The sequence below is a fragment of the Streptomyces sp. NBC_01351 genome (genome assembly GCF_036237315.1).
Taxonomy (GTDB): domain Bacteria; phylum Actinomycetota; class Actinomycetes; order Streptomycetales; family Streptomycetaceae; genus Streptomyces.
The window spans coordinates 6,005,566-6,023,110 of sequence record NZ_CP108356.1; the positions used below are offsets into that span (position 1 = coordinate 6,005,566).

Below are 17,545 nucleotides of genomic sequence, written 5' to 3' on the forward strand. Positions count from 1 at the left end.
CATCACCGTGCGGGGCCGCCGTCCAGAGACAGCAGCAGCAGGGCCACGTCGTCGGGGGGACCCCCGGCCGTGAAGGTCGCCAGATCGCGCCATACCGCCGCGACCAGACCGTCCGGGTCCCGCGCCAGTACGGGGACCCGCGCGGCCAGCGGGTAGAAGTGCCCCGCCGTGTCGCGGGCCTCCGTCACGCCGTCCGTGTGCAGCAGCAGCCGGTCCCCGGGCCGCACCGGCAGCTCCGTCACCGCCTGCGGGGCCGGCCCCGCGAGACCCAGCCCCAGCGGCGGACCCGGCTCCACCACCAGCTCCTCCACCGCCGCCCCGCGCAACCGCAGGGCGGGCGGATGCCCGCACGACACGATCCGTACGAGGTCCAGCCCCGGCGCGAACTCCACCAGGAGGGCCGTCGCGAACAGCTCCGGATGGTCCACGGACGCGGACGCCGAGTCCGCCAGCAGCCGCCGGTCCAGCCGGGCCGCCACCGCCGACAGCTCCGCGTCGTCCAGCACCGCCTCCCGGAAAGCCCCGAGCAGCGCCGCCACCGTGCCGACCGCCTCCAGACCGTGGCCCTGTACGTCCCCGACCAGCGCACGCACCCCGAACGGCCCGGCCCGTACGTCGTACAGGTCGCCGCCCACCAGGGTGCCGCGCTGCGCCGCCCGGTAGAGGCCGGAGCAGCCCACCCCGCCCACCCGCTGAGGCACCGGCGGGAGTACCGCCAACTGGGCGGCCTCCGCCACCGTCCGGACACTGACCAGCTGCGCGTCCCGGCGCCGCCGCACCCAGGCGATCACCACGCTGAGCACCCCGACGGCGGCCACCGTGGCCAGGTCCGTGCCCTTGGCGTGCGCGATGCCCAGACCGGGCACGCCGAGCAGCAGGAGCACGAGGCCCGCGAAGAAGGCCGTCCCGGCGGCGCCGTACGCGAAGGCGGCCACCGGAGGCAGACCGGCCAGGAAGAAGCCGATCTCCACGTCGCCCGGGGTGAGCCGCTGGGCGAGCACCAGCACCACCAGGGCCACCGCGGGCGCGAGCAGGGCCCAGCGCGGCGGCGGTTCCCCGCGCAGCCAGCCCGGATCCTCGCGTCCGCGTCTCACCCCTCCACCCTGGTACGGGGGCCGGGCCCGCGCACCCCGGACCGCCCCGCCGGGTGGCCCGGCGGGGCGCCTGCCGGGACAGTGGTGGCGTGACGGCAAACGAAGGCTCCCGGAGCCCGGCGAAGGGCCCGACGCGGGCGCACATCGAGGCGCACGGCACGGGCGGGGGCTCGCAGAGCGGGGAGATCAGCACCCGGCTGAACTGGCTGCGCGCGGGGGTGCTCGGCGCCAACGACGGCATCATCTCCACCGCCGGCCTGGTGGTCGGCGTGGCCGGGGCCACCACCTCGCGCTCGGCGATCCTCGCGGCGGGCGTCGCCGGACTGCTGGCGGGCTCGCTGTCGATGGCGGCGGGGGAGTACGTCTCCGTCAGCTCCCAGCGCGACTCCGAACGGGCCGCGCTCGAACTGGAACGGCGGGAGCTGGCGGAGGAGCCGGAGGCGGAGCTCGACGAACTCACCGACCTGCTGGCCGCTCGGGGCCTGAGCCGGTCCGTGGCCCGGGAGGCGGCCGAGCAGCTGACGGAACGGGACGCGCTGCGGGCGCACGCGCGGGTGGAGCTCGGGATCAACCCCGACGAACTGGCCAACCCCTGGCACGCGGCCTTCGCCAGCTTCATCGCCTTCACGGTGGGGGCGCTGTTGCCGCTGCTGGCCATCCTCGTGCCGGGTCCGTCCTCCCGTGTCCCGGTGACGGTGGTCGCGGTGCTGGCGGCGCTCACCCTCTGCGGGGTGCTCAGCGCACGGCTGGGCGGAGCGCCTGCGCTCCGCGCGGTGCTGCGGAACGTGGCCGGCGGCGCGCTGGCGATGGCCGTCACCTACGCGGTGGGCACCTGGCTGGGCACGACCGCCTGAACCGGACTACCGCCCGGCCCCGGGGCTCCGCCCCGTACCCCGCGCCTCAAACGCCGGGGAGGCTGGATTTCGGCTGACGCCGCCGGCCAGGCGCGGTCGGGTCGCCCGCTGGGCAAGCCCCGCCGGGTGGTAATCCAGCCACCCCAGGCGGCAATCCAGCGCCGCCGGGCGGAAATTCAGCCCCTCCGGCGTTTGAGGAGTGGGGTCTGGGGCGGAGCCCCAGGTCCCGGCGGAGCCGGGCCGCCGAGCCGCACCCCGATCCGGGAGGATAAGGGCATGCGCATCGCAGTCACCGGTTCGACCGGCCTCATCGGCAGCGCCCTCGTGCGGTCCCTCCGGGAGGACGGGCACGAGGTGGTCCGCTTCGTACGCCGCGAGCCCGCCGCGGGCGACGAGGCGAGCTGGGATCCGGCGCGCGGCTACGTGGACCCGGAAGGCCTGGTCGGCTGCGGGGCCGTCGTCGGGCTGGCCGGGGCCGGGGTGGGCGAGCACCGGTGGACCCCCGCGTACAAGAAGGAGATCCGCGACAGCCGGGTCCTCGGCACCGCCGCCCTCGCGCGGGCGATGGCCGCGCTCGACGAGCCGCCGGGGGTGTTCGTCGTCGGGTCCGCCGTCGGGTACTACGGCGACACCGGCGACCGTGCCGTCGACGAGGACGCCCCCGGCGGAACGGGGTTCCTGCCCTCGGTCTGCGTGGAGTGGGAGGCCGCCGCGGCCCCCGCCCGGGAGGCCGGGATCCGGACCGCCTTCGCCCGTACCGGCCTGGTCGTGGCGCGCGAGGGCGGGGCCTGGGGGCGGATGTTCCCCCTCTTCCGGGCCGGCATCGGCGGCCGGCTCGGCAACGGCCGCCAGTACTGGCCCTACATCTCCCTCCGCGACGAGATCGCGGCCCTGCGCCACATCATCGACACCCCCTCCATCGAAGGCCCCGTCAACCTCACCGCCCCCGAGCCGCTGACCAACCGCGAGGTCACCGCCGCCATGGCCCGGGTGCTGCACCGGCCCGCGCTGCTGCCCGTACCGGCCCTGGCGTTGCGCATCGTGCTGGGGGAGTTCTCCTCGGACGTACTCGGCAGTCAGCGGGCCCTCCCCTCCCGGCTGTTGGAGTCCGGCTTCGTCTTCCGGGACCCGGGCATCGAGGACGCCATTCGCTCCGCCCTCTGAGCTCCGCGTTCCGCAGCATGTGTTCCGCAGAGCACGCGACTCCGCGCGACTCCGTGCGACCGCGTGCGACCGTTCGTGACCCGGATGCGACCGTCGTGCGACCGGAACGGACCGGAATAGCACAGCCAACTGGGGTTCCCCTGGAGCCGGTTGGGGGAAGGAGGATCCCCACACAGCCGCGCCGACCTCGGGGAGGGGCACGTGCTCAACAGCTCGAACCGCGCAGACGTAGTCATCGTAGGAGCCGGAGTCTCAGGACTCGCGGCCGCGCACCACCTGATCGCAGCGGGGGTCACCGTCACCGTCCTGGAGGCCGCGGGCGACCCCGGCGGCCGGATGGCCACCGTCTCGGCCGACGGCTTCCGGCTGGACCGGATCGGCCAGTTGCTCAACACCTCGTACACGGAGCTCGAACGCACCCCCGGCCTGGAGGCCCTGACCCTGCGGCCCTTCGCGCCCGGGGTCCTGGTCCACACCGACGGGAAACAACTGCGCGCCGGGGCCCTCACCCCCGCCCGCGCCCTCGCCAGCGGCTCCCTCGACCAGGCCCGGCTCAGCGCCGCCCTCGGCCGGCTCGCCGCCCTGCCCGAGGAGAAGCTGCTCGCCCGGCCCGAACGCACCGCGCACGCCGCCCTGCGCTCCCGCGGCCTGCCCCCGCGCACCGTCAACGGAGTGCTCCGGCCCCTGCTCGCCACCCTGCTCCGGGACCCGGAACTCACCACCTCCAGCCGGGTCGCCGACCTCGCCCTGCGCACCTTCGCCCGCGGCCGCCTCGCCGTGCCCGAGGGCGGGGCGGCGGCCCTGCCCGACCTGCTCGCCGACGCGCTGCCGCCCGGCACCGTGCGTACCGGGGTCCGGGTCCGCTCGGTCGCCACCAACCTGGTCACCACCGAGGAACACGGGGACTTCAGCTGCCGCTCCGTCCTCCTGGCCACCGGTGCCCGCGCCGCCGCCGGGCTCCTGCCCGGCCTGCGCGTGCCCGAGTTCCACGAGGTCACCGTCCTGCACCACGCCACCGCCACACCCCTGCCCTGGGACGGTTCGCTGCTCCTGGACGGGGACCCCAAGTGGCCCGTCTCCCACACCGCCGTGATGAGCACGGTCGACCCGACGCGGGCCCCGGCCGGCCGGAGCCTGGTCACCACCACCGTGCTCGGCCCGCCGCCACCCCTGCGTACGGTCGTCTCGCGCCTCGCCCGGCTCTACGAGTGCGCCACCCGCGACTGGGAGCTGCTGGCCGTCCACCACACCCCGGAGGCCGTCCCCGCCATGCCCCCTCCGCGCGATCCGCGGCGCCCGGTACGGGTACTGGCCGGGCTGTACGTGTGCGGTGACCACCGCGACACCAACACCGTCCAGGGCGCCCTGCGTTCGGCCCGCCGCGCCACCGCCGCCGTCCTGCGCGACTTCGGCATCCCGCTCCCGGCCACCCCGGAGCCCGCCCTTCCGGTGGCGGCCTGAGAACCATCCGGCCCGGGCCCGGCCCCCTACCGGGGGCCGGGCCCGCACGGTGTCACGACAACGCAGCCACCCGATCGCGATAGCTCCGCACCGCCGACGCGTCCCGGTACGGCTCCAGCCGCCGCTCGAAGTCCCGTACGTACTCCACCGCCCGCACCGACCGCATCTCCATCGCCTGCTGCGCCGCCTCCGCGCCCAGCGCGCACGCCTGGTCCAGCTCGCCCAGCCCCAGCCGGGCCGTGGCCAGCACCACCCGGCAGAACAGCCGGGACCGTGCGTACCCCGGCGCCCGCAACTGCAGCGACCGCTCCGCGTGCTGCGCCGAGGCCCGGTACTGCTGGAGGTCCCGGTGGCAGTGGCCGAACTCGTCCGCGAGCTGGGCCTCGTCGTAGAACCGCGCCCAGTGCGGCACGTCGTCCCCCGGCCGGGCCGCGCCCAGCGCCCGCTCGGCCCGCACCAGCGAGGCCGTCGCGGCGCGGACCTCGCCGAGCACCGCGTGCCCCCGCGCCTCCGCCGAGTGCAGCAGCGCCTGCACCACCGGCGGCGGGCCCGAGCCGACGCCCTGCTGGGCGACCCGGGCCAGCTGCACGGCCTCCCGGCCGTGGCCCAGGTAGACCGCCTGCCGGCTCATGGTGACCAGCACGTACGCCCCGTACGGCCGGTCGCCCGCGGCCTGCGCGAGCCGCAGCGCCTGCACGAAGTAGCGCTGGGCGAGCCCGTGCGCGGCGATGTCGTACGAGGTCCAGCCCGCGAGCCGGGTCAGGTCGGCGGCGGCCGCGAACAGCCGGCGGCCGGTGGTCTCCCCGTAGGTGCCGCGCAGCATCGGCTCCGCCTCGTGCTCCAGGTAGCGCACCAGCGCCTGCCGGGCGTGCCCGCCGCCGTAGGCGTGGTCCAGGGTGCGGAACAGCTCGCTCACCGATCTGAGCGCGGCGATGTCCCCGCCCGTCACCCGCTGCCCGGGCCCCCGATCGATCTGCCGCTGCCGGGGCACCGAGGCCCGGCCCTGCACGGGCACGCGGGCGGCGGCCGCAGCCGTGTCCACGCCGCGGCCCACCCGCTCGTCGGCCCGGCCGATCAGCCAGTCCCGGCTGGGCACGACCAGACCGGCCGGGGTGAAGGCGATCTTCCGGAGTTCGGCGTGCGAGCCGGAGTCCTTGCGCCACAGCCCGCTCGCGATGTCCACGGCCTCCTCGGGGGTGGCCGCGAACTCCAGCCCCGCGTACACGGGCGCGCAGGCGTCCAGTCCCAGGTCCTGCGCGGACAGCCGCCGCCCGAGGCGCCGGGTGAAGACCTCCGCGATCAGCGCCGGGGTGGTTCCGCGCGGCTGCTGCCCGCGCAGCCACCGGGTCACGGAGGTCTTGTCGTACCGCAGATCGAGACCGTGCTCCAGGCCGAGCTGATCGACGCGGCGGGCTAGCCCGGCGTTGGAGAACCCGGCTTCCGCGATCAGCGCCGCGAGCTGCCGGTTGGGGACGCGCTGGGCAGGTCGTTCCGTCATCGGCTCCACGGTTTCCTGACGTGACGGACCGGAGTCCCGGCCCTGTGAACGGCGTGAATGTAGCGGCGAACTCCGCTCACACCGCCCTCTCTGCCCCACATTCATCCGATCGTGTGCAGAATGGGTAGGGCTCTTTACGGACTGACCCCCTCCGTCCGCGTACGCTGCGGCCCATGACCCGCCGGCCCCACCGGGCGCACCTCCCCGAGGAGCGGCCCGAATCCACCGCCCCGCTGCCTCCGCCCGAGTTGACCGAGGCCGAGTGCAGGCGCTGCGGCACCTACATCGCGGGGCTCGACGGCCGGTACGCGTGCGGGGTGTGCGGCTGGGTGAACGACCACTCCGAGGGCCACCGCCGGCTGCCGCGCGCGGACGAGGACCCGGACCGCCCGCAGAAGGGCCGCCGCAGGCCGAAGCAGCTGCCGTGGCCCCCGCTGGAACCCCCGCCGCCCACCGCCACCGAGTCGCCCGCGGGGCCGCCGTACCCTTGCTGAGTGCGATACGTGCACACAGCAGGTTCAACGAGGAGGCGCTGCGGTGGCTGAGCTTGGGTTTGTCCATCTGGGCTTCGGACCGGAGGCCGTCGAGTACACCGCGGCCTGGGAAGAGCAGCGCCGTGTGCACGCGGCGCGCTTCGCGGACGAGATCGGCGACACCTGCCTGCTGCTGGAGCACGAGCCGGTCTACACCGCCGGCCGGCGCACCGACCCCAGCGAGCGCCCGCTCGACGGCACCCCCGTCGTCGACGTGGACCGCGGCGGCAAGATCACCTGGCACGGCCCGGGCCAGCTCGTCGGCTACCCGATCATGAAGCTGCCGCGCCCGGTGGACGTCGTCGCCCACGTGCGCCGCCTCGAAGAGGCCCTGATCCGCACCGCCGCCGAATTCGGCGTGGAGACCACCCGGGTCGAGGGCCGCTCCGGGGTCTGGGTGCTGGGCGACCCGATCGAGGACCGCCCGAAGATCGGCGGACTCACCCTCGACCTCGCCGCGCCCGCCCCGACTGCGCCCGTTCAAGACCTGCGCACCGGCGACGACGAGTTCGACGCCCGGCTCCACGGCCCCGAGTACGCCCCGTCCAATGCCGGCCAGCGCCGCGAGGACCGCAAGCTCGCCGCGATCGGCATCCGCGTCGCCAAGGGCGTCACGATGCACGGCTTCGCGATCAACGTGAACCCCGACAACGTCTGGTTCGACCGGATCATCCCGTGCGGGATCCGGGACGCCGGTGTGACCTCGCTCTCGTACGAACTGGGCCGCGAGCTCACCATTGCCGAGGTGCTGCCGGTCGTCGAGCGCCACCTGAAGGACGTGCTGGAGCAGGCGGAGCTGAAGCCCCGCGAGATAGAGCCGGCGGTGGGCGGCTAGCCGCGGGGAATGGGTCCGGCCCCCCGAAGGTTGGCCGGACGTAAGAGCGTACGAATTACGGGCGTACCCTGGTGGGCGCCGAAGAATCGAAGTCACAGGGAGCCGGTCGTGTCCGCAGTCGCACCCGACGGACGCAAGATGCTGCGCCTCGAGGTCCGTAACGCCCAGACCCCCATCGAGCGCAAGCCCGAGTGGATCAAGACCCGGGCGAAGATGGGTCCCGAGTACACCAAGATGCAGGCCCTGGTGAAGGGCGAAGGACTGCACACGGTGTGCCAGGAAGCCGGCTGTCCGAACATCTACGAATGCTGGGAGGACCGCGAGGCCACCTTCCTCATCGGTGGCGACCAGTGCACCCGGCGCTGTGACTTCTGCCAGATCGACACGGGCAAGCCCGAGGCCCTGGACCGTGACGAGCCGCGCCGCGTCGGCGAGTCCGTGGTCACCATGGACCTGAACTACGCCACCATCACGGGCGTCGCGCGCGACGACCTGGCCGACGGCGGCGCCTGGCTGTACGCGGAGACCGTGCGCCAGATCCACCAGCAGACGGCGGGCCGCGAGGCGGGCCACACCAAGGTCGAGCTGCTGGCCCCCGACTTCAACGCGGTCCCGGAGCTGCTGGAGGAGGTCTTCGCCTCCCGCCCCGAGGTCTTCGCGCACAACGTCGAGACGGTCCCGCGGATCTTCAAGCGGATCCGCCCCGGCTTCCGCTACGAGCGCTCCCTCGACGTGATCACCAAGGCGCGCGCCTACGGCCTGGTCACCAAGTCGAACCTGATCCTCGGCATGGGCGAGGAGCGCGAGGAGGTCTCGCAGGCCCTGAAGGACCTGCACGAGGCCGGCTGCGAGCTCATCACCATCACCCAGTACCTGCGGCCCTCGCCGCGGCACCACCCCGTCGAGCGCTGGGTGAAGCCGCACGAGTTCGTCGAGCTGGCGAAGGAGGCCGAGGAGATCGGCTTCTCCGGTGTGATGTCCGGTCCGCTGGTCCGTTCGTCGTACCGTGCCGGTCGTCTTTACACCCAGGCGATGGAGAAGCGCGCCGCTGGCGTGTGAACTCGCGCACAAATACTTACCAACGGGTAACACCGCATCGACGCGGCCCCTAGGCTCTTTCGTGAGGAAGAGACTGGGGGCCGCGTCAATCTTTCGTCACGATTGACCAGCCGGTCACGTGCTGGTAACACCAGTCAGTGACGCTGGATCCACGCACCGCACACAACGGCACCGTGAAAGGGATCGTCATCATGCAGGCCGCGCCCGTACGCGCCATCGCCATCCCGACCCTGTCAGACGCCTTCCGGGGCTTCGAATCCCTGCTGATGAGCGGCGCCCGCCGCAACGCCTGGACGGCGGTCCTCGAAGACCGGCGCCGGGCCAAGGACCGCGTCGAAACCGAACACGTACTTGAGGCCGCGGCGACCCGGACCCCGCAGGCCACGTAAACTTCGCTGTATGGCGAGGAAGTCAAACGCAGAGACTGCTGCGAACCCCGGGCGACTGAAGCAGATCGCCCTGACGTACAAGATGACGCGCAAGGCCGACCCGAAGGTCGGTCTGATTATCGCGGGCGTGGGAATCGTCACCTTCGGTGTCGCTCTTGCGATCGGCTTCCTGATCGACGCTCCGGTCTACCTGGGCATCCTGGGCTTCCTGGTGGCGTTCCTCGCGATGGCGATCGTCTTCGGACGACGGGCCGAGCGGGCTGCCTTCGGGCAGATGGAAGGTCAGCCGGGAGCGGCCGCGGCCGTACTGGACAACGTGGGCCGGGGCTGGACGACCACCCCGGCGATCGCGATGAACAAGAGCCAGGACATCGTCCACCGGGCCGTCGGCAAGGCCGGCGTCGTGCTGATCGGCGAGGGCAACCCGAACCGGGTGAAGCTCCTTCTCGCGAACGAGAAGAAGAAGATGGCCCGGATCATGCCCGACGTGCCGGTGCACGACTTCATCGTGGGCACGGGCGAGGGCGAGGTGCCGCTCAAGAAGGTGCGCACCACCCTGCTCAAGCTGCCGCGCGTCCTGGCGGGCCCCCAGATCACCCAGGTCAACGACAAGCTGCGGGCCATGGGCGACCTGATGTCGAACATGCCCCTGCCAAAGGGTCCGATGCCCAAGGGCATGAAGATGCCCCGCGGCGGGAAGATGCGCTGACCCGCTGACCTGATTTTCGTATACGAGACAGGGGCGCCCCCCGAGCCGGCCGGCTCGGGGGGCGCCCCTGCGTTCGCGTGTGTTCGCGCTGCTCCTAGATCCGTACCTGGACCGCGCGGGCCAGCCGGTCGTGCAGGCCGCGGCCGTCGCGGTCCCAGACCAGGGCCGGGATGACCAGGGCCAGCAGCAGGGTGCGTACGACCACCCGGACGATGCCGAGGCGGCTGCCGTCCTCCGAGACCACTCGGAGGCCCAGGATCCGCTTGCCGGGGGTGAAGCCCACGGTGCCGACCGTCAGGATGTGCAGGGCGACGAAGAGCGCGAGGGTCCAGTTGCCCGCCGAGGCCAGGTCGCCGCCCGTGATCAGCCCGTAGGCGATGAGCTGGCAGCCGATCCAGTCGAGGGCCACGGCGCCCAGTCGGCGCCCGAACCGCGCCACGGAGCCGGGCCCCTGCTGCGGCAGCCCGAGGCGTTCGCCCGGATAGCCGAAGTCGACGCCCATCTCCTCGGCGGCCGCGCGGGGGCCGGAGAGCCAGGATCCGATTGCTTGCCTGTTGTCCACCCGACCACGGTACCGGTGGGGCTCCACGGCACTCCGAGCGGACCCTGGTTAACTTGTGCGAAACAAATGGGTCATGCTTGGGAAATCCCGTCTGCTTATGGTCGGGTCAGCGTGCGGCACCGCACTGACGCACCACGAGCTATAAAGCCCGCCCCTGCCCCGGGGTCGGGAGTAGGAGGAGTTGGATGTTCCAGAACGCCGACGAAGTGAAGCAGTACATCGAGGAGAACGACGTCAAGTTCGTCGACGTCCGCTTCTGCGACCTGCCTGGTGTGATGCAGCACTTCACCATCCCGGGGCGCGCGTTCGACCCGAACGAGGAGCTGGCCTTCGACGGCTCCTCGATCCGCGGCTTCCAGGCGATCCACGAGTCCGACATGGCGCTGCGTGCCGACATCAGCACCGCGCGTCTGGACCCGTTCCGCAAGGACAAGACGCTCAACATCAACTTCTTCATCCACGACCCGATCACGGGCGAGGCCTACAGCCGTGACCCGCGCAACATCGCGAAGAAGGCGGAGGCGTACCTGGCCTCCACCGGCATCGCCGACACCGCGTACTTCGGCCCCGAGGCCGAGTTCTACGTGTTCGACAGCGTGCGCTTCGCGACCACCGCGAACGAGAGCTTCTACCACATCGACTCCGAGGCCGGCGCCTGGAACACGGGCTCCGAGGAGAACAACCGTGGTTACAAGGTCCGCTACAAGGGTGGTTACTTCCCCGTAGCCCCGGTCGACCACTTCGCCGACCTGCGCGCCGAGATCTCCCTGGAGCTCGACGCCCAGGGCCTCCAGGTCGAGCGTCAGCACCACGAGGTCGGCACCGGTGGCCAGGCCGAGATCAACTACAAGTTCAACACGCTGCTCGCCGCGGCCGACGACCTGATGCTCTTCAAGTACATCGTGAAGAACGTCGCCTGGCGCAACGGCAAGACCGCGACCTTCATGCCGAAGCCGATCTTCGGTGACAACGGCTCCGGCATGCACGTGCACCAGTCGCTGTGGGCGAACGGCGACCCGCTGTTCTACGACGAGGCCGGCTACGCGGGCCTGTCGGACACCGCGCGCTACTACATCGGCGGCATCCTCAAGCACGCCCCGTCGCTGCTGGCGTTCACCAACCCGACGGTGAACTCCTACCACCGCCTGGTGCCGGGCTTCGAGGCGCCGGTCAACATGGTGTACTCGCAGCGCAACCGCTCCGCCGCCATGCGCATCCCGATCACGGGCTCGAACCCGAAGGCCAAGCGCGTCGAGTTCCGCGCCCCGGACCCGTCGTCCAACCCGTACCTCGCCTTCGCGGCGCTGCTGCTCGCGGGCCTCGACGGTGTCAAGAACAAGATCGAGCCGATGGAGCCGATCGACAAGGACCTCTACGAGCTCTCGCCCGACGAGCACGCGAGCGTCCCGCAGGTCCCGACCAGCCTCGAGGACGTCCTCAAGGCGCTGGAGGAGGACCACGAGTACCTCCTCGCCGGCGGTGTCTTCACCCCGGACCTGATCGAGACCTGGATCGACTACAAGCGCACGCACGAGATCGCCCCGATCGCCCAGCGTCCGCACCCGCACGAGTTCGAGCTGTACTTCGACCTCTAAAGTGCCTGGTGAAAGGCCCCCTGCCGCTCTGTTCGGAGAGCGGCAGGGGGCCTTTCCGCGTTGACAGGCCCCCGAGCGCGGGTGACCGTGGAAATGACCCTTAAAGGCCGAATAAGCGAGACATGTTCGGAGGTGCATGAATATGCGCCGCAGGTTCGTAGCCGCAGTCATCGCCGGAGCTGCCGGGGCCACCCTCGGCCTGCTGCCGGCCACCAGCGCCTCGGCGGGAGACGGCGGCCGGTGGAGGTGCTCCGAGGAGCAGCGCTGGAACGACTGGCGCTGGGACGAGTGCTGCAACCGCGACTGGCGGGACCGCCCGAGCTGGTGCTGGGACGACGGCGGAGTGGGCGGCAACGGGGGCAACGGCCGTCACGACTGGAGCAACTGGCACGACTCCCACTGGAACGACTGGCGTGACGGCAACTGGAACGACGGCCGCGGCGGCAACGGCGACTGGGGCAACTGGAACGACGGCCGCGGCGGCAACGGAGACTGGAACGACGGCCGTGGCGGGAACGGCGACTGGGGCGACTGGAACGACGGCCGTGGTGGCAACGGTGACTGGGGCAACGGCGACTGGGGTGGAGGCCGTGGCGGCAACGGTGAGTGGAGCAACGGTGACTGGGGCGGAGGCCGCTGAGCGGCGCTGACCGCACCACACCGACCCGGGCGCGATGCCCCTGCTCAGTCTCCGCGGAGCAGGGGCATCGCGCCCGTCAGTTCGCGCAGGCAGCGGACCGCGAGCTCGGCGGGGGAGCCGGGGCCCAGGACCGGGTCGTCCGTGGCCGACCACAGCTCCAGTGCGATGCGGATCGCGTCCGTGGCCGCCGCGGCGAGCAGGCGTACGCCCATCGCGTCGGCCCCGTCGCCGGCCAGCCGGGCGATCACCGGGACCAGGTGCTCCTCGGAGTCCTGGTTCACGCGGTACCAGACCGCCCGCAGGGCTTGGTCGTCCGCCGCCGCGCGCAGCAGGCCGCGGGTCACCTCCAGGCCCTCCTCTATGGCCTGCAGGTCGCTCAGGGCCCGGGTGACCGCCCGCTCCAGCGCCTCGGCGAGGGGGGTGCCGGGGTCCTCCTCCGCGAGCAGTGCGCGCCAGGCGTCGCCGCCGCCCGCGAGCAGCGGGGCCACCGCCTCCTGCTTGTTGCGGAAGTAGCGGTAGAAGGTGCGCAGCGCCACCCCCGCGTGATGGGCGATGTCCTCGGCGGTGGTCGCGTCGGGGCCGCGTTCGGCGAAGAGTTCGCAGGCCGCGCGGGCGATGTCGAGCTGGGTGGCTGCCTTGCGGCGCTCGGTCAGCGACTGGGCTCCGGGGCCGGCCTGGGGAGAGTACGGACGAGGGGATCTCACGGGTGAAGACTACCTCCCGCCCGGCGCGCCGATTGCGTGCTTTGACAGCCTGGCAAAACGTGTCATTCCTTCGGTACGCTCACCCCATGAACCGTTACGAAGGACGTCGCGTCCTCATCACCGGCGGCGGGTCCGGCATCGGCCAGGCCACCGTCCACCGCATCCTCGCCGAGGGCGGGCGCGTCCACACCGTGGACGTCAACGAGGCCGGCCTCAAGGTCACCGCCGAGCGCGCGGCCGCCGACGGCCACGCGGACCGGCTGACCACCGCCGTCCTCGACATATCCGACGAGGCCTCGGTCAAGACGGGCGTGGCCGCCGCCGTCGACGCCCTCACCGGCATCGACGTACTCGTCAACGCCGCGGGCATCCTGCGCTCCTCGCACACCCACCAGACCACGCTCGACCTCTGGAACAAGGTCATCGCGGTCAACCTGACCGGCACCTTCCTGATGATCCGCGAGTCGCTCCCGGCGCTCCTCGCGGGCGAGCAGCCGGTCGTGGTGAACTTCAGCTCCACCTCGGCGTCCTTCGCGCACCCCTACATGTCCGCCTACGCGGCCAGCAAGGGCGGCATCCAGTCCATGACCCACGCGCTGGCCGCCGAGTACAGCAAGCAGGGCCTGCGCTTCGTTTCGGTCGCGCCCGGCTCCATCGAGAGCGGCATGACCACCGGCACCGGCCCCGGCCTGCCCGAGGACACCGACTGGTCGCTCTTCGCCAAGCTCGCCCCGGCCCTCGGCCAGGGCTTCGCCGGCCCGCAGACCGTGGCCGGCGTCGTCGCCATGCTGGGCTCCGAGGACGGCGCCTTCATCACCGGTACGGAGATCCGCATCGACGGCGGTACGCACTACTAGTCATCGGGGCATCAGCCCCTGAAGCGGTCCCAGAGCCGGGGGAAGCGCTCCGCGAGCACGGCTTCGTTCTCGAAGTCCAGCGGGGCGCCCTCCGGCTCTGCCGGTTGCAGGGGGACGCCCAGATCCGGCGCCACCGAGCCGGTCAGCTGCTCGTACGCCTCGTCGGCGGCGTACCCCAGCTCCTCGGCGTCCCCGTCGATCTCCTCGTCGAACTCGCCCAGCAGCTCCGCCAGCTGGTCCGGATCGTGCACCCCGCCCTCGAAGACCTCCCGCCCCTGGCCGATGAGCCAGCAGCGGAAGTAGTCGAACGCGTCGTCGCTCGCCCCGTCGAGCAGCACCCAGGCCGCGCCCCACAGGTCCCAGGTGTACGCCCGGTTGTACCGGACCTCGAAGTGCCGGGCGAAGTCCAGGACGGAGTCCGGATCGAGCTGCGCGAGCCGCTCCACGAGCAGCTCGGCGTGTTCCTCGGGGTCGCCGTCGGCGGCCTCGCGGGTACGGTCGACGATCTCCCAGAACTCCGTCTCGTCCATCACCGTCCCAGCATCACGGGTCGACCCCCGCGCCGCCACCGCGCATACGGCCAAAGGCCTGTTGTCCCACCTTCTCGGCCGTACCCCGGAGACCGGATCGCCGGCCACCGGCCGCATACTCGGGTCGAGAGCGGCGTGATCAAGGTCCTGGACTTCGGCATCGCGAAGTTCCTCGGAGAGTCGATCCAGCAGACGGGCTGAAACGCCGCGAGGCGGCCCGCCCCGGAAGGGGTGGACCGCCTCACGGTCGGACACGCGGGGCTCAGAGGCCGTAGCGCTCCCGGGCCTCCTTGACGGAGGACGCCGGGACCTCGCCGCGGCGGGCGAGCTGGGCCAGCGAGGCCACCACGATCGACTGGGCGTCGACACCGAAGTGGCGGCGGGCGCCCTCGCGGGTGTCGGAGAGGCCGAAGCCGTCCGTGCCCAGCGAGGTGTAGTCCTGCTCGACCCACTGGCTGATCTGGTCCGGGACCTGACGCATCCAGTCGGAGACGGCCAGGACCGGGCCCTGGGCGCCTTCCAGCGCGCGGGTGACGTACGGGGTGCGCACCTCGCCGCGCAGCAGCGCCTCGTCGCACTCCAGCGCGTCGCGCCGCAGCTCGCCCCAGGAGGTGGCGGACCAGACGTCGGCGGACACGTTCCACTCGGCGGCGAGCAGACGCTGCGCCTCCAGGACCCAGTGGATCGCCGTACCCGAGGCCATCAGCTGGATCTTCGGGGCGTCGGCGGCCGGGGCCGCCCCGTCCAGGTCCGCCGCCGTGTTGAAGCGGTAGAGGCCCTTGATGATGCCTTCCTCGACGCCCTCGGGCATCGCGGGCTGCACCTTCGGCTCGTTGTAGACCGTCAGGTAGTAGAAGACGTCTTCCGGCTTCTCGCCGTACATCCGGCGCAGACCGTCCTTGACGATCACCGCGATCTCGTACGCGAAGGCCGGGTCGTAGTTCAGCGACGCCGGGTTCGTGGACGCGATCAGGTGCGAGTGGCCGTCCGCGTGCTGGAGGCCCTCACCGGTCAGCGTGGTGCGGCCGGCGGTGGCGCCGACGATGAAGCCCTTGCCGAGCTGGTCGGCGAGCTGCCACATCTGGTCGGCGGTGCGCTGCCAGCCGAACATCGAGTAGAAGATGTAGAAGGGGATCATCGGCTCGCCGTGCGTCGCGTACGACGTACAGGCGGCGATGAAGTCCGCCATCGCGCCGGCCTCGGTGATCCCCTCGTTGAGGATCTGGCCGTCCTTGGCTTCCTTGTAGTACATGAGCTGGTCGCGGTCGACCGGCTCGTACGTCTGGCCCAGCGGCGAGTAGATGCCGGCCGACGGGAAGAGGGACTCCATACCGAAAGTACGGGCCTCGTCGGGGACGATCGGCACCCAGCGCTTGCCGGTCTCCTTGTCCCGCATCAGGTCCTTGACGAGCCGGACGAAGGCCATGGTGGTGGCCATCTCCTGCTTGCCGGAGCCCTTGAGCAGCGGGGCGAAGGAACGGTCCGCCGGGGCCGGCAGGGCCACGTGCTTGACCTTGCGGGCCGGGGCCGGACCGCCGAGGGCCGCGCGGCGCTCGTTCAGGTACCGGACCTCGGGGCTGTTCGCACCCGGGTGGCCGTACGGGACCTGGCCGTCGGCGAAGGCGCTGTCCGGGATCGGGAGGCCAAGGAGGTCACGCATGTCCTTGAACTCGTCGATCGTCAGCTTCTTCATCTGGTGGTTCGCGTTCTTCGACTCGAACCCGGCACCCAGCGTGTAGCCCTTGACGGTCTGCGCCAGGATGACCGTCGGCGCACCCTTGTGCTCCAGGGCGGCCTTGTACGCGGCGTACACCTTGCGGGGCTCGTGGCCGCCGCGGGAGCTGTGGAAGCACTCGGCGATCTTCGCGTCGGACAGCACACCGGCGAGCTGGACCAGCTCGGGGTTGGCGCCGAAGAAGTGGTTCCGGATGTAGGCCACGTCGCGGGTCGCGTACGTCTGGAACTGCGCGTCGGGTACCTCGCGCAGGCGGCGTACCAGGGCGCCCGTGGTGTCGAGCTGGAACAGCTCGTCCCAGGCGGAGCCCCACAGCGACTTGATGACGTTCCAGCCGGCGCCGCGGAACTGGGCTTCCAGCTCCTGCACCACGCGGAAGTTCGCGCGGACCGGACCGTCGAGGCGCTGCAGGTTGCAGTTGATGACGAAGGTCAGGTTGTCGAGCTGCTCGCGGGAGGCGAGGGCCAGGGCGGCGGTCGACTCCGGCTCGTCCATCTCGCCGTCGCCCAGGAAGGCCCAGACGTGCGAGTTGGCGGTGTCCTTGATGCTCCGGTTCTGCAGGTAGCGGTTGAAGCGCGCCTGGTAGATCGCGGAGAGCGGGCCGAGGCCCATGGAAACCGTGGGGAACTCCCACAGCCACGGCAGGCGCCGCGGGTGCGGGTAGGACGGCAGGCCGTTGCCGCCGGACTCCTGGCGGAAGTTGTCGAGCTGCTGCTCGGACACGCGGCCGTCGAGGAAGGCGCGGGCGTAGATGCCGGGGGAGGCGTGGCCCTGGATGTAGAGCTGGTCGCCCGATCCGTCGGCCTCCTTCCCGCGGAAGAAGTGCTGGAAGCCGGTCTCGTACAGCCATGCGGCGGAGGCGAAGGTGGCGATGTGGCCGCCGACGCCGTACTTGGAGCCGCGGGTCACCATGGCGGCCGCGTTCCAGCGGTTCCACGCGGTGATGCGGGCCTCCATCGCCTCGTCACCGGGGAACTCCGGCTCCGCGGCGGTGGGGATGGTGTTGACGTAGTCCGTCTCCAGCAGCTTGGGCAGCGCGAGGCCGGCGGCCTCGGCGTGCTGCAGCGTGCGGCGGAGCAGGTATTCGGCGCGGCGCGTACCGGCGGCCTTTGCGACGGCGTCGAGGGAGGCCGCCCATTCGGCGGTCTCCTCGGTGTCGCGGTCCGGGAGCTGGTCGAGCTCGCTCGGAAGCTTTCCTACGGGGTCGGACATCGGTGTGCGCCGCCTTCCGGACAAAGGAGAGGTGGTGAAAAAATCCCTGACGGGCAGGACAGGGTCGATGGACCTGGTTGAGGTCCGCGATGACTGTAAATGCCTGATCGATGA

At 71.8% G+C, this 17,545-nt stretch carries 17 protein-coding genes; 11 read left to right on the forward strand and 6 right to left on the reverse strand.

Features of this window, described 5'->3' with window-relative positions; genetic code table 11:
- Nucleotides 1-2: 2 nt before the first annotated feature.
- A complete protein-coding gene (locus OG625_RS27680) occupies nucleotides 3-1,094 on the reverse strand; it encodes a PP2C family protein-serine/threonine phosphatase (RefSeq protein WP_329386397.1) in 1,092 nt (363 codons plus the stop codon).
- Between the two features lie 89 nt (nucleotides 1,095-1,183).
- On the opposite strand from OG625_RS27680, the gene OG625_RS27685 reads away from it, so the two are divergent.
- From OG625_RS27685 to OG625_RS27695, 3 genes are all read left to right on the forward strand, one after another.
- Nucleotides 1,184-1,948, forward strand: coding sequence for a VIT1/CCC1 transporter family protein (locus OG625_RS27685; protein ID WP_443067785.1), 765 nt, complete (start codon nucleotides 1,184-1,186; stop codon nucleotides 1,946-1,948).
- 276 nt (nucleotides 1,949-2,224) lie between these two features.
- Nucleotides 2,225-3,112, forward strand: a complete 888-nt coding sequence (locus OG625_RS27690) for a TIGR01777 family oxidoreductase (protein WP_329386398.1) — start codon at nucleotides 2,225-2,227, stop codon at nucleotides 3,110-3,112.
- A gap of 201 nt (nucleotides 3,113-3,313) precedes the next feature.
- A complete protein-coding gene (locus OG625_RS27695; protein WP_329386400.1) occupies nucleotides 3,314-4,573 on the forward strand; it encodes an NAD(P)/FAD-dependent oxidoreductase in 1,260 nt (419 codons plus the stop codon).
- A gap of 52 nt (nucleotides 4,574-4,625) precedes the next feature.
- On the opposite strand, the gene OG625_RS27700 is transcribed toward OG625_RS27695, so the two are convergent.
- The gene (locus tag OG625_RS27700; RefSeq protein WP_329386402.1) at nucleotides 4,626-6,071 is read right to left on the reverse strand and encodes a regulator; all 1,446 of its coding nucleotides are present in this window, start codon (nucleotides 6,069-6,071) and stop codon (nucleotides 4,626-4,628) included.
- 173 nt (nucleotides 6,072-6,244) lie between these two features.
- Between OG625_RS27700 and OG625_RS27705 the strand changes: the two genes are divergently transcribed.
- The 5 genes from OG625_RS27705 (at nucleotide 6,245) to OG625_RS27725 (ending at nucleotide 9,596) form a co-directional block, all read left to right on the forward strand.
- Complete coding sequence (locus OG625_RS27705) at nucleotides 6,245-6,565, forward strand: hypothetical protein (protein WP_329386405.1); 321 nt, start codon at nucleotides 6,245-6,247, stop codon at nucleotides 6,563-6,565.
- Nucleotides 6,566-6,608: 43 nt separating this feature from the next.
- On the forward strand, nucleotides 6,609-7,439 hold the full coding sequence (gene lipB, locus OG625_RS27710) for a lipoyl(octanoyl) transferase LipB (protein ID WP_329386407.1): 831 nt from the start codon (nucleotides 6,609-6,611) through the stop codon (nucleotides 7,437-7,439).
- A gap of 108 nt (nucleotides 7,440-7,547) precedes the next feature.
- Nucleotides 7,548-8,498, forward strand: coding sequence for a lipoyl synthase (gene lipA / locus OG625_RS27715; protein WP_329386410.1), 951 nt, complete (start codon nucleotides 7,548-7,550; stop codon nucleotides 8,496-8,498).
- 191 nt (nucleotides 8,499-8,689) lie between these two features.
- On the forward strand, nucleotides 8,690-8,887 hold the full coding sequence (locus OG625_RS27720) for an SCO2195 family GlnR-regulated protein (RefSeq protein WP_329391000.1): 198 nt from the start codon (nucleotides 8,690-8,692) through the stop codon (nucleotides 8,885-8,887).
- A 10-nt stretch (nucleotides 8,888-8,897) separates the two neighbouring features.
- Nucleotides 8,898-9,596, forward strand: coding sequence for a DUF4191 domain-containing protein (locus OG625_RS27725; RefSeq protein ID WP_329386412.1), 699 nt, complete (start codon nucleotides 8,898-8,900; stop codon nucleotides 9,594-9,596).
- Between the two features lie 94 nt (nucleotides 9,597-9,690).
- Here OG625_RS27725 and OG625_RS27730 read toward each other — a convergent pair whose 3' ends face one another.
- Nucleotides 9,691-10,158 (reverse strand): RDD family protein, encoded by a 468-nt coding sequence (locus tag OG625_RS27730; RefSeq protein ID WP_329386414.1) that lies wholly within the window; start codon nucleotides 10,156-10,158, stop codon nucleotides 9,691-9,693.
- Nucleotides 10,159-10,343: 185 nt separating this feature from the next.
- On the opposite strand from OG625_RS27730, the gene glnA reads away from it, so the two are divergent.
- Entirely contained in the window at nucleotides 10,344-11,753 is a 1,410-nt protein-coding gene (gene glnA, locus OG625_RS27735) for a type I glutamate--ammonia ligase (RefSeq protein ID WP_031148608.1), read from the forward strand.
- A 142-nt stretch (nucleotides 11,754-11,895) separates the two neighbouring features.
- Nucleotides 11,896-12,393 (forward strand): hypothetical protein, encoded by a 498-nt coding sequence (locus OG625_RS27740; protein ID WP_329386417.1) that lies wholly within the window; start codon nucleotides 11,896-11,898, stop codon nucleotides 12,391-12,393.
- Nucleotides 12,394-12,437: 44 nt separating this feature from the next.
- Here OG625_RS27740 and OG625_RS27745 read toward each other — a convergent pair whose 3' ends face one another.
- Nucleotides 12,438-13,097 carry a TetR family transcriptional regulator gene (locus tag OG625_RS27745; RefSeq protein WP_329386419.1) on the reverse strand — a complete coding sequence of 220 codons (660 nt, stop codon included), beginning with the start codon at nucleotides 13,095-13,097 and terminating at the stop codon, nucleotides 12,438-12,440.
- A gap of 86 nt (nucleotides 13,098-13,183) precedes the next feature.
- Here OG625_RS27745 and OG625_RS27750 point away from each other — a divergent pair, with 86 nt between their 5' ends.
- Nucleotides 13,184-13,954, forward strand: coding sequence for an SDR family NAD(P)-dependent oxidoreductase (locus OG625_RS27750; protein ID WP_329386421.1), 771 nt, complete (start codon nucleotides 13,184-13,186; stop codon nucleotides 13,952-13,954).
- A gap of 11 nt (nucleotides 13,955-13,965) precedes the next feature.
- Here the strand turns inward: OG625_RS27750 and OG625_RS27755 are convergent, their stop codons facing one another.
- Together OG625_RS27755 and aceE are read right to left on the reverse strand one after the other, a co-directional pair.
- A complete protein-coding gene (locus tag OG625_RS27755; RefSeq protein WP_329391002.1) occupies nucleotides 13,966-14,484 on the reverse strand; it encodes a DUF4240 domain-containing protein in 519 nt (172 codons plus the stop codon).
- Between the two features lie 262 nt (nucleotides 14,485-14,746).
- Complete coding sequence (gene aceE / locus OG625_RS27760) at nucleotides 14,747-17,431, reverse strand: pyruvate dehydrogenase (acetyl-transferring), homodimeric type (RefSeq protein ID WP_329386423.1); 2,685 nt, start codon at nucleotides 17,429-17,431, stop codon at nucleotides 14,747-14,749.
- Between the last annotated feature and the right edge of the window lie 114 nt (nucleotides 17,432-17,545).

Excerpts from the sequence above, each read along its gene's own strand:
- OG625_RS27690 (WP_329386398.1), top strand. The coding sequence starts at position 2,225 with ATGCGCATCGCAGTCACCGGTTCGACCGGCCTCATCGGCAGCGCCCTC.
- OG625_RS27700 (WP_329386402.1), bottom strand. The coding sequence starts at position 6,071 with ATGACGGAACGACCTGCCCAGCGCGTCCCCAACCGGCAGCTCGCGGCG.
- OG625_RS27705 (WP_329386405.1), top strand. The coding sequence starts at position 6,245 with ATGACCCGCCGGCCCCACCGGGCGCACCTCCCCGAGGAGCGGCCCGAA.
- OG625_RS27720 (WP_329391000.1), top strand. The coding sequence starts at position 8,690 with ATGCAGGCCGCGCCCGTACGCGCCATCGCCATCCCGACCCTGTCAGAC.
- OG625_RS27725 (WP_329386412.1), top strand. The coding sequence starts at position 8,898 with ATGGCGAGGAAGTCAAACGCAGAGACTGCTGCGAACCCCGGGCGACTG.
- glnA (WP_031148608.1), top strand. The coding sequence starts at position 10,344 with ATGTTCCAGAACGCCGACGAAGTGAAGCAGTACATCGAGGAGAACGAC.
- OG625_RS27740 (WP_329386417.1), top strand. The coding sequence starts at position 11,896 with ATGCGCCGCAGGTTCGTAGCCGCAGTCATCGCCGGAGCTGCCGGGGCC.
- OG625_RS27750 (WP_329386421.1), top strand. The coding sequence starts at position 13,184 with ATGAACCGTTACGAAGGACGTCGCGTCCTCATCACCGGCGGCGGGTCC.
- OG625_RS27755 (WP_329391002.1), bottom strand. The coding sequence starts at position 14,484 with ATGGACGAGACGGAGTTCTGGGAGATCGTCGACCGTACCCGCGAGGCC.
- aceE (WP_329386423.1), bottom strand. The coding sequence starts at position 17,431 with ATGTCCGACCCCGTAGGAAAGCTTCCGAGCGAGCTCGACCAGCTCCCG.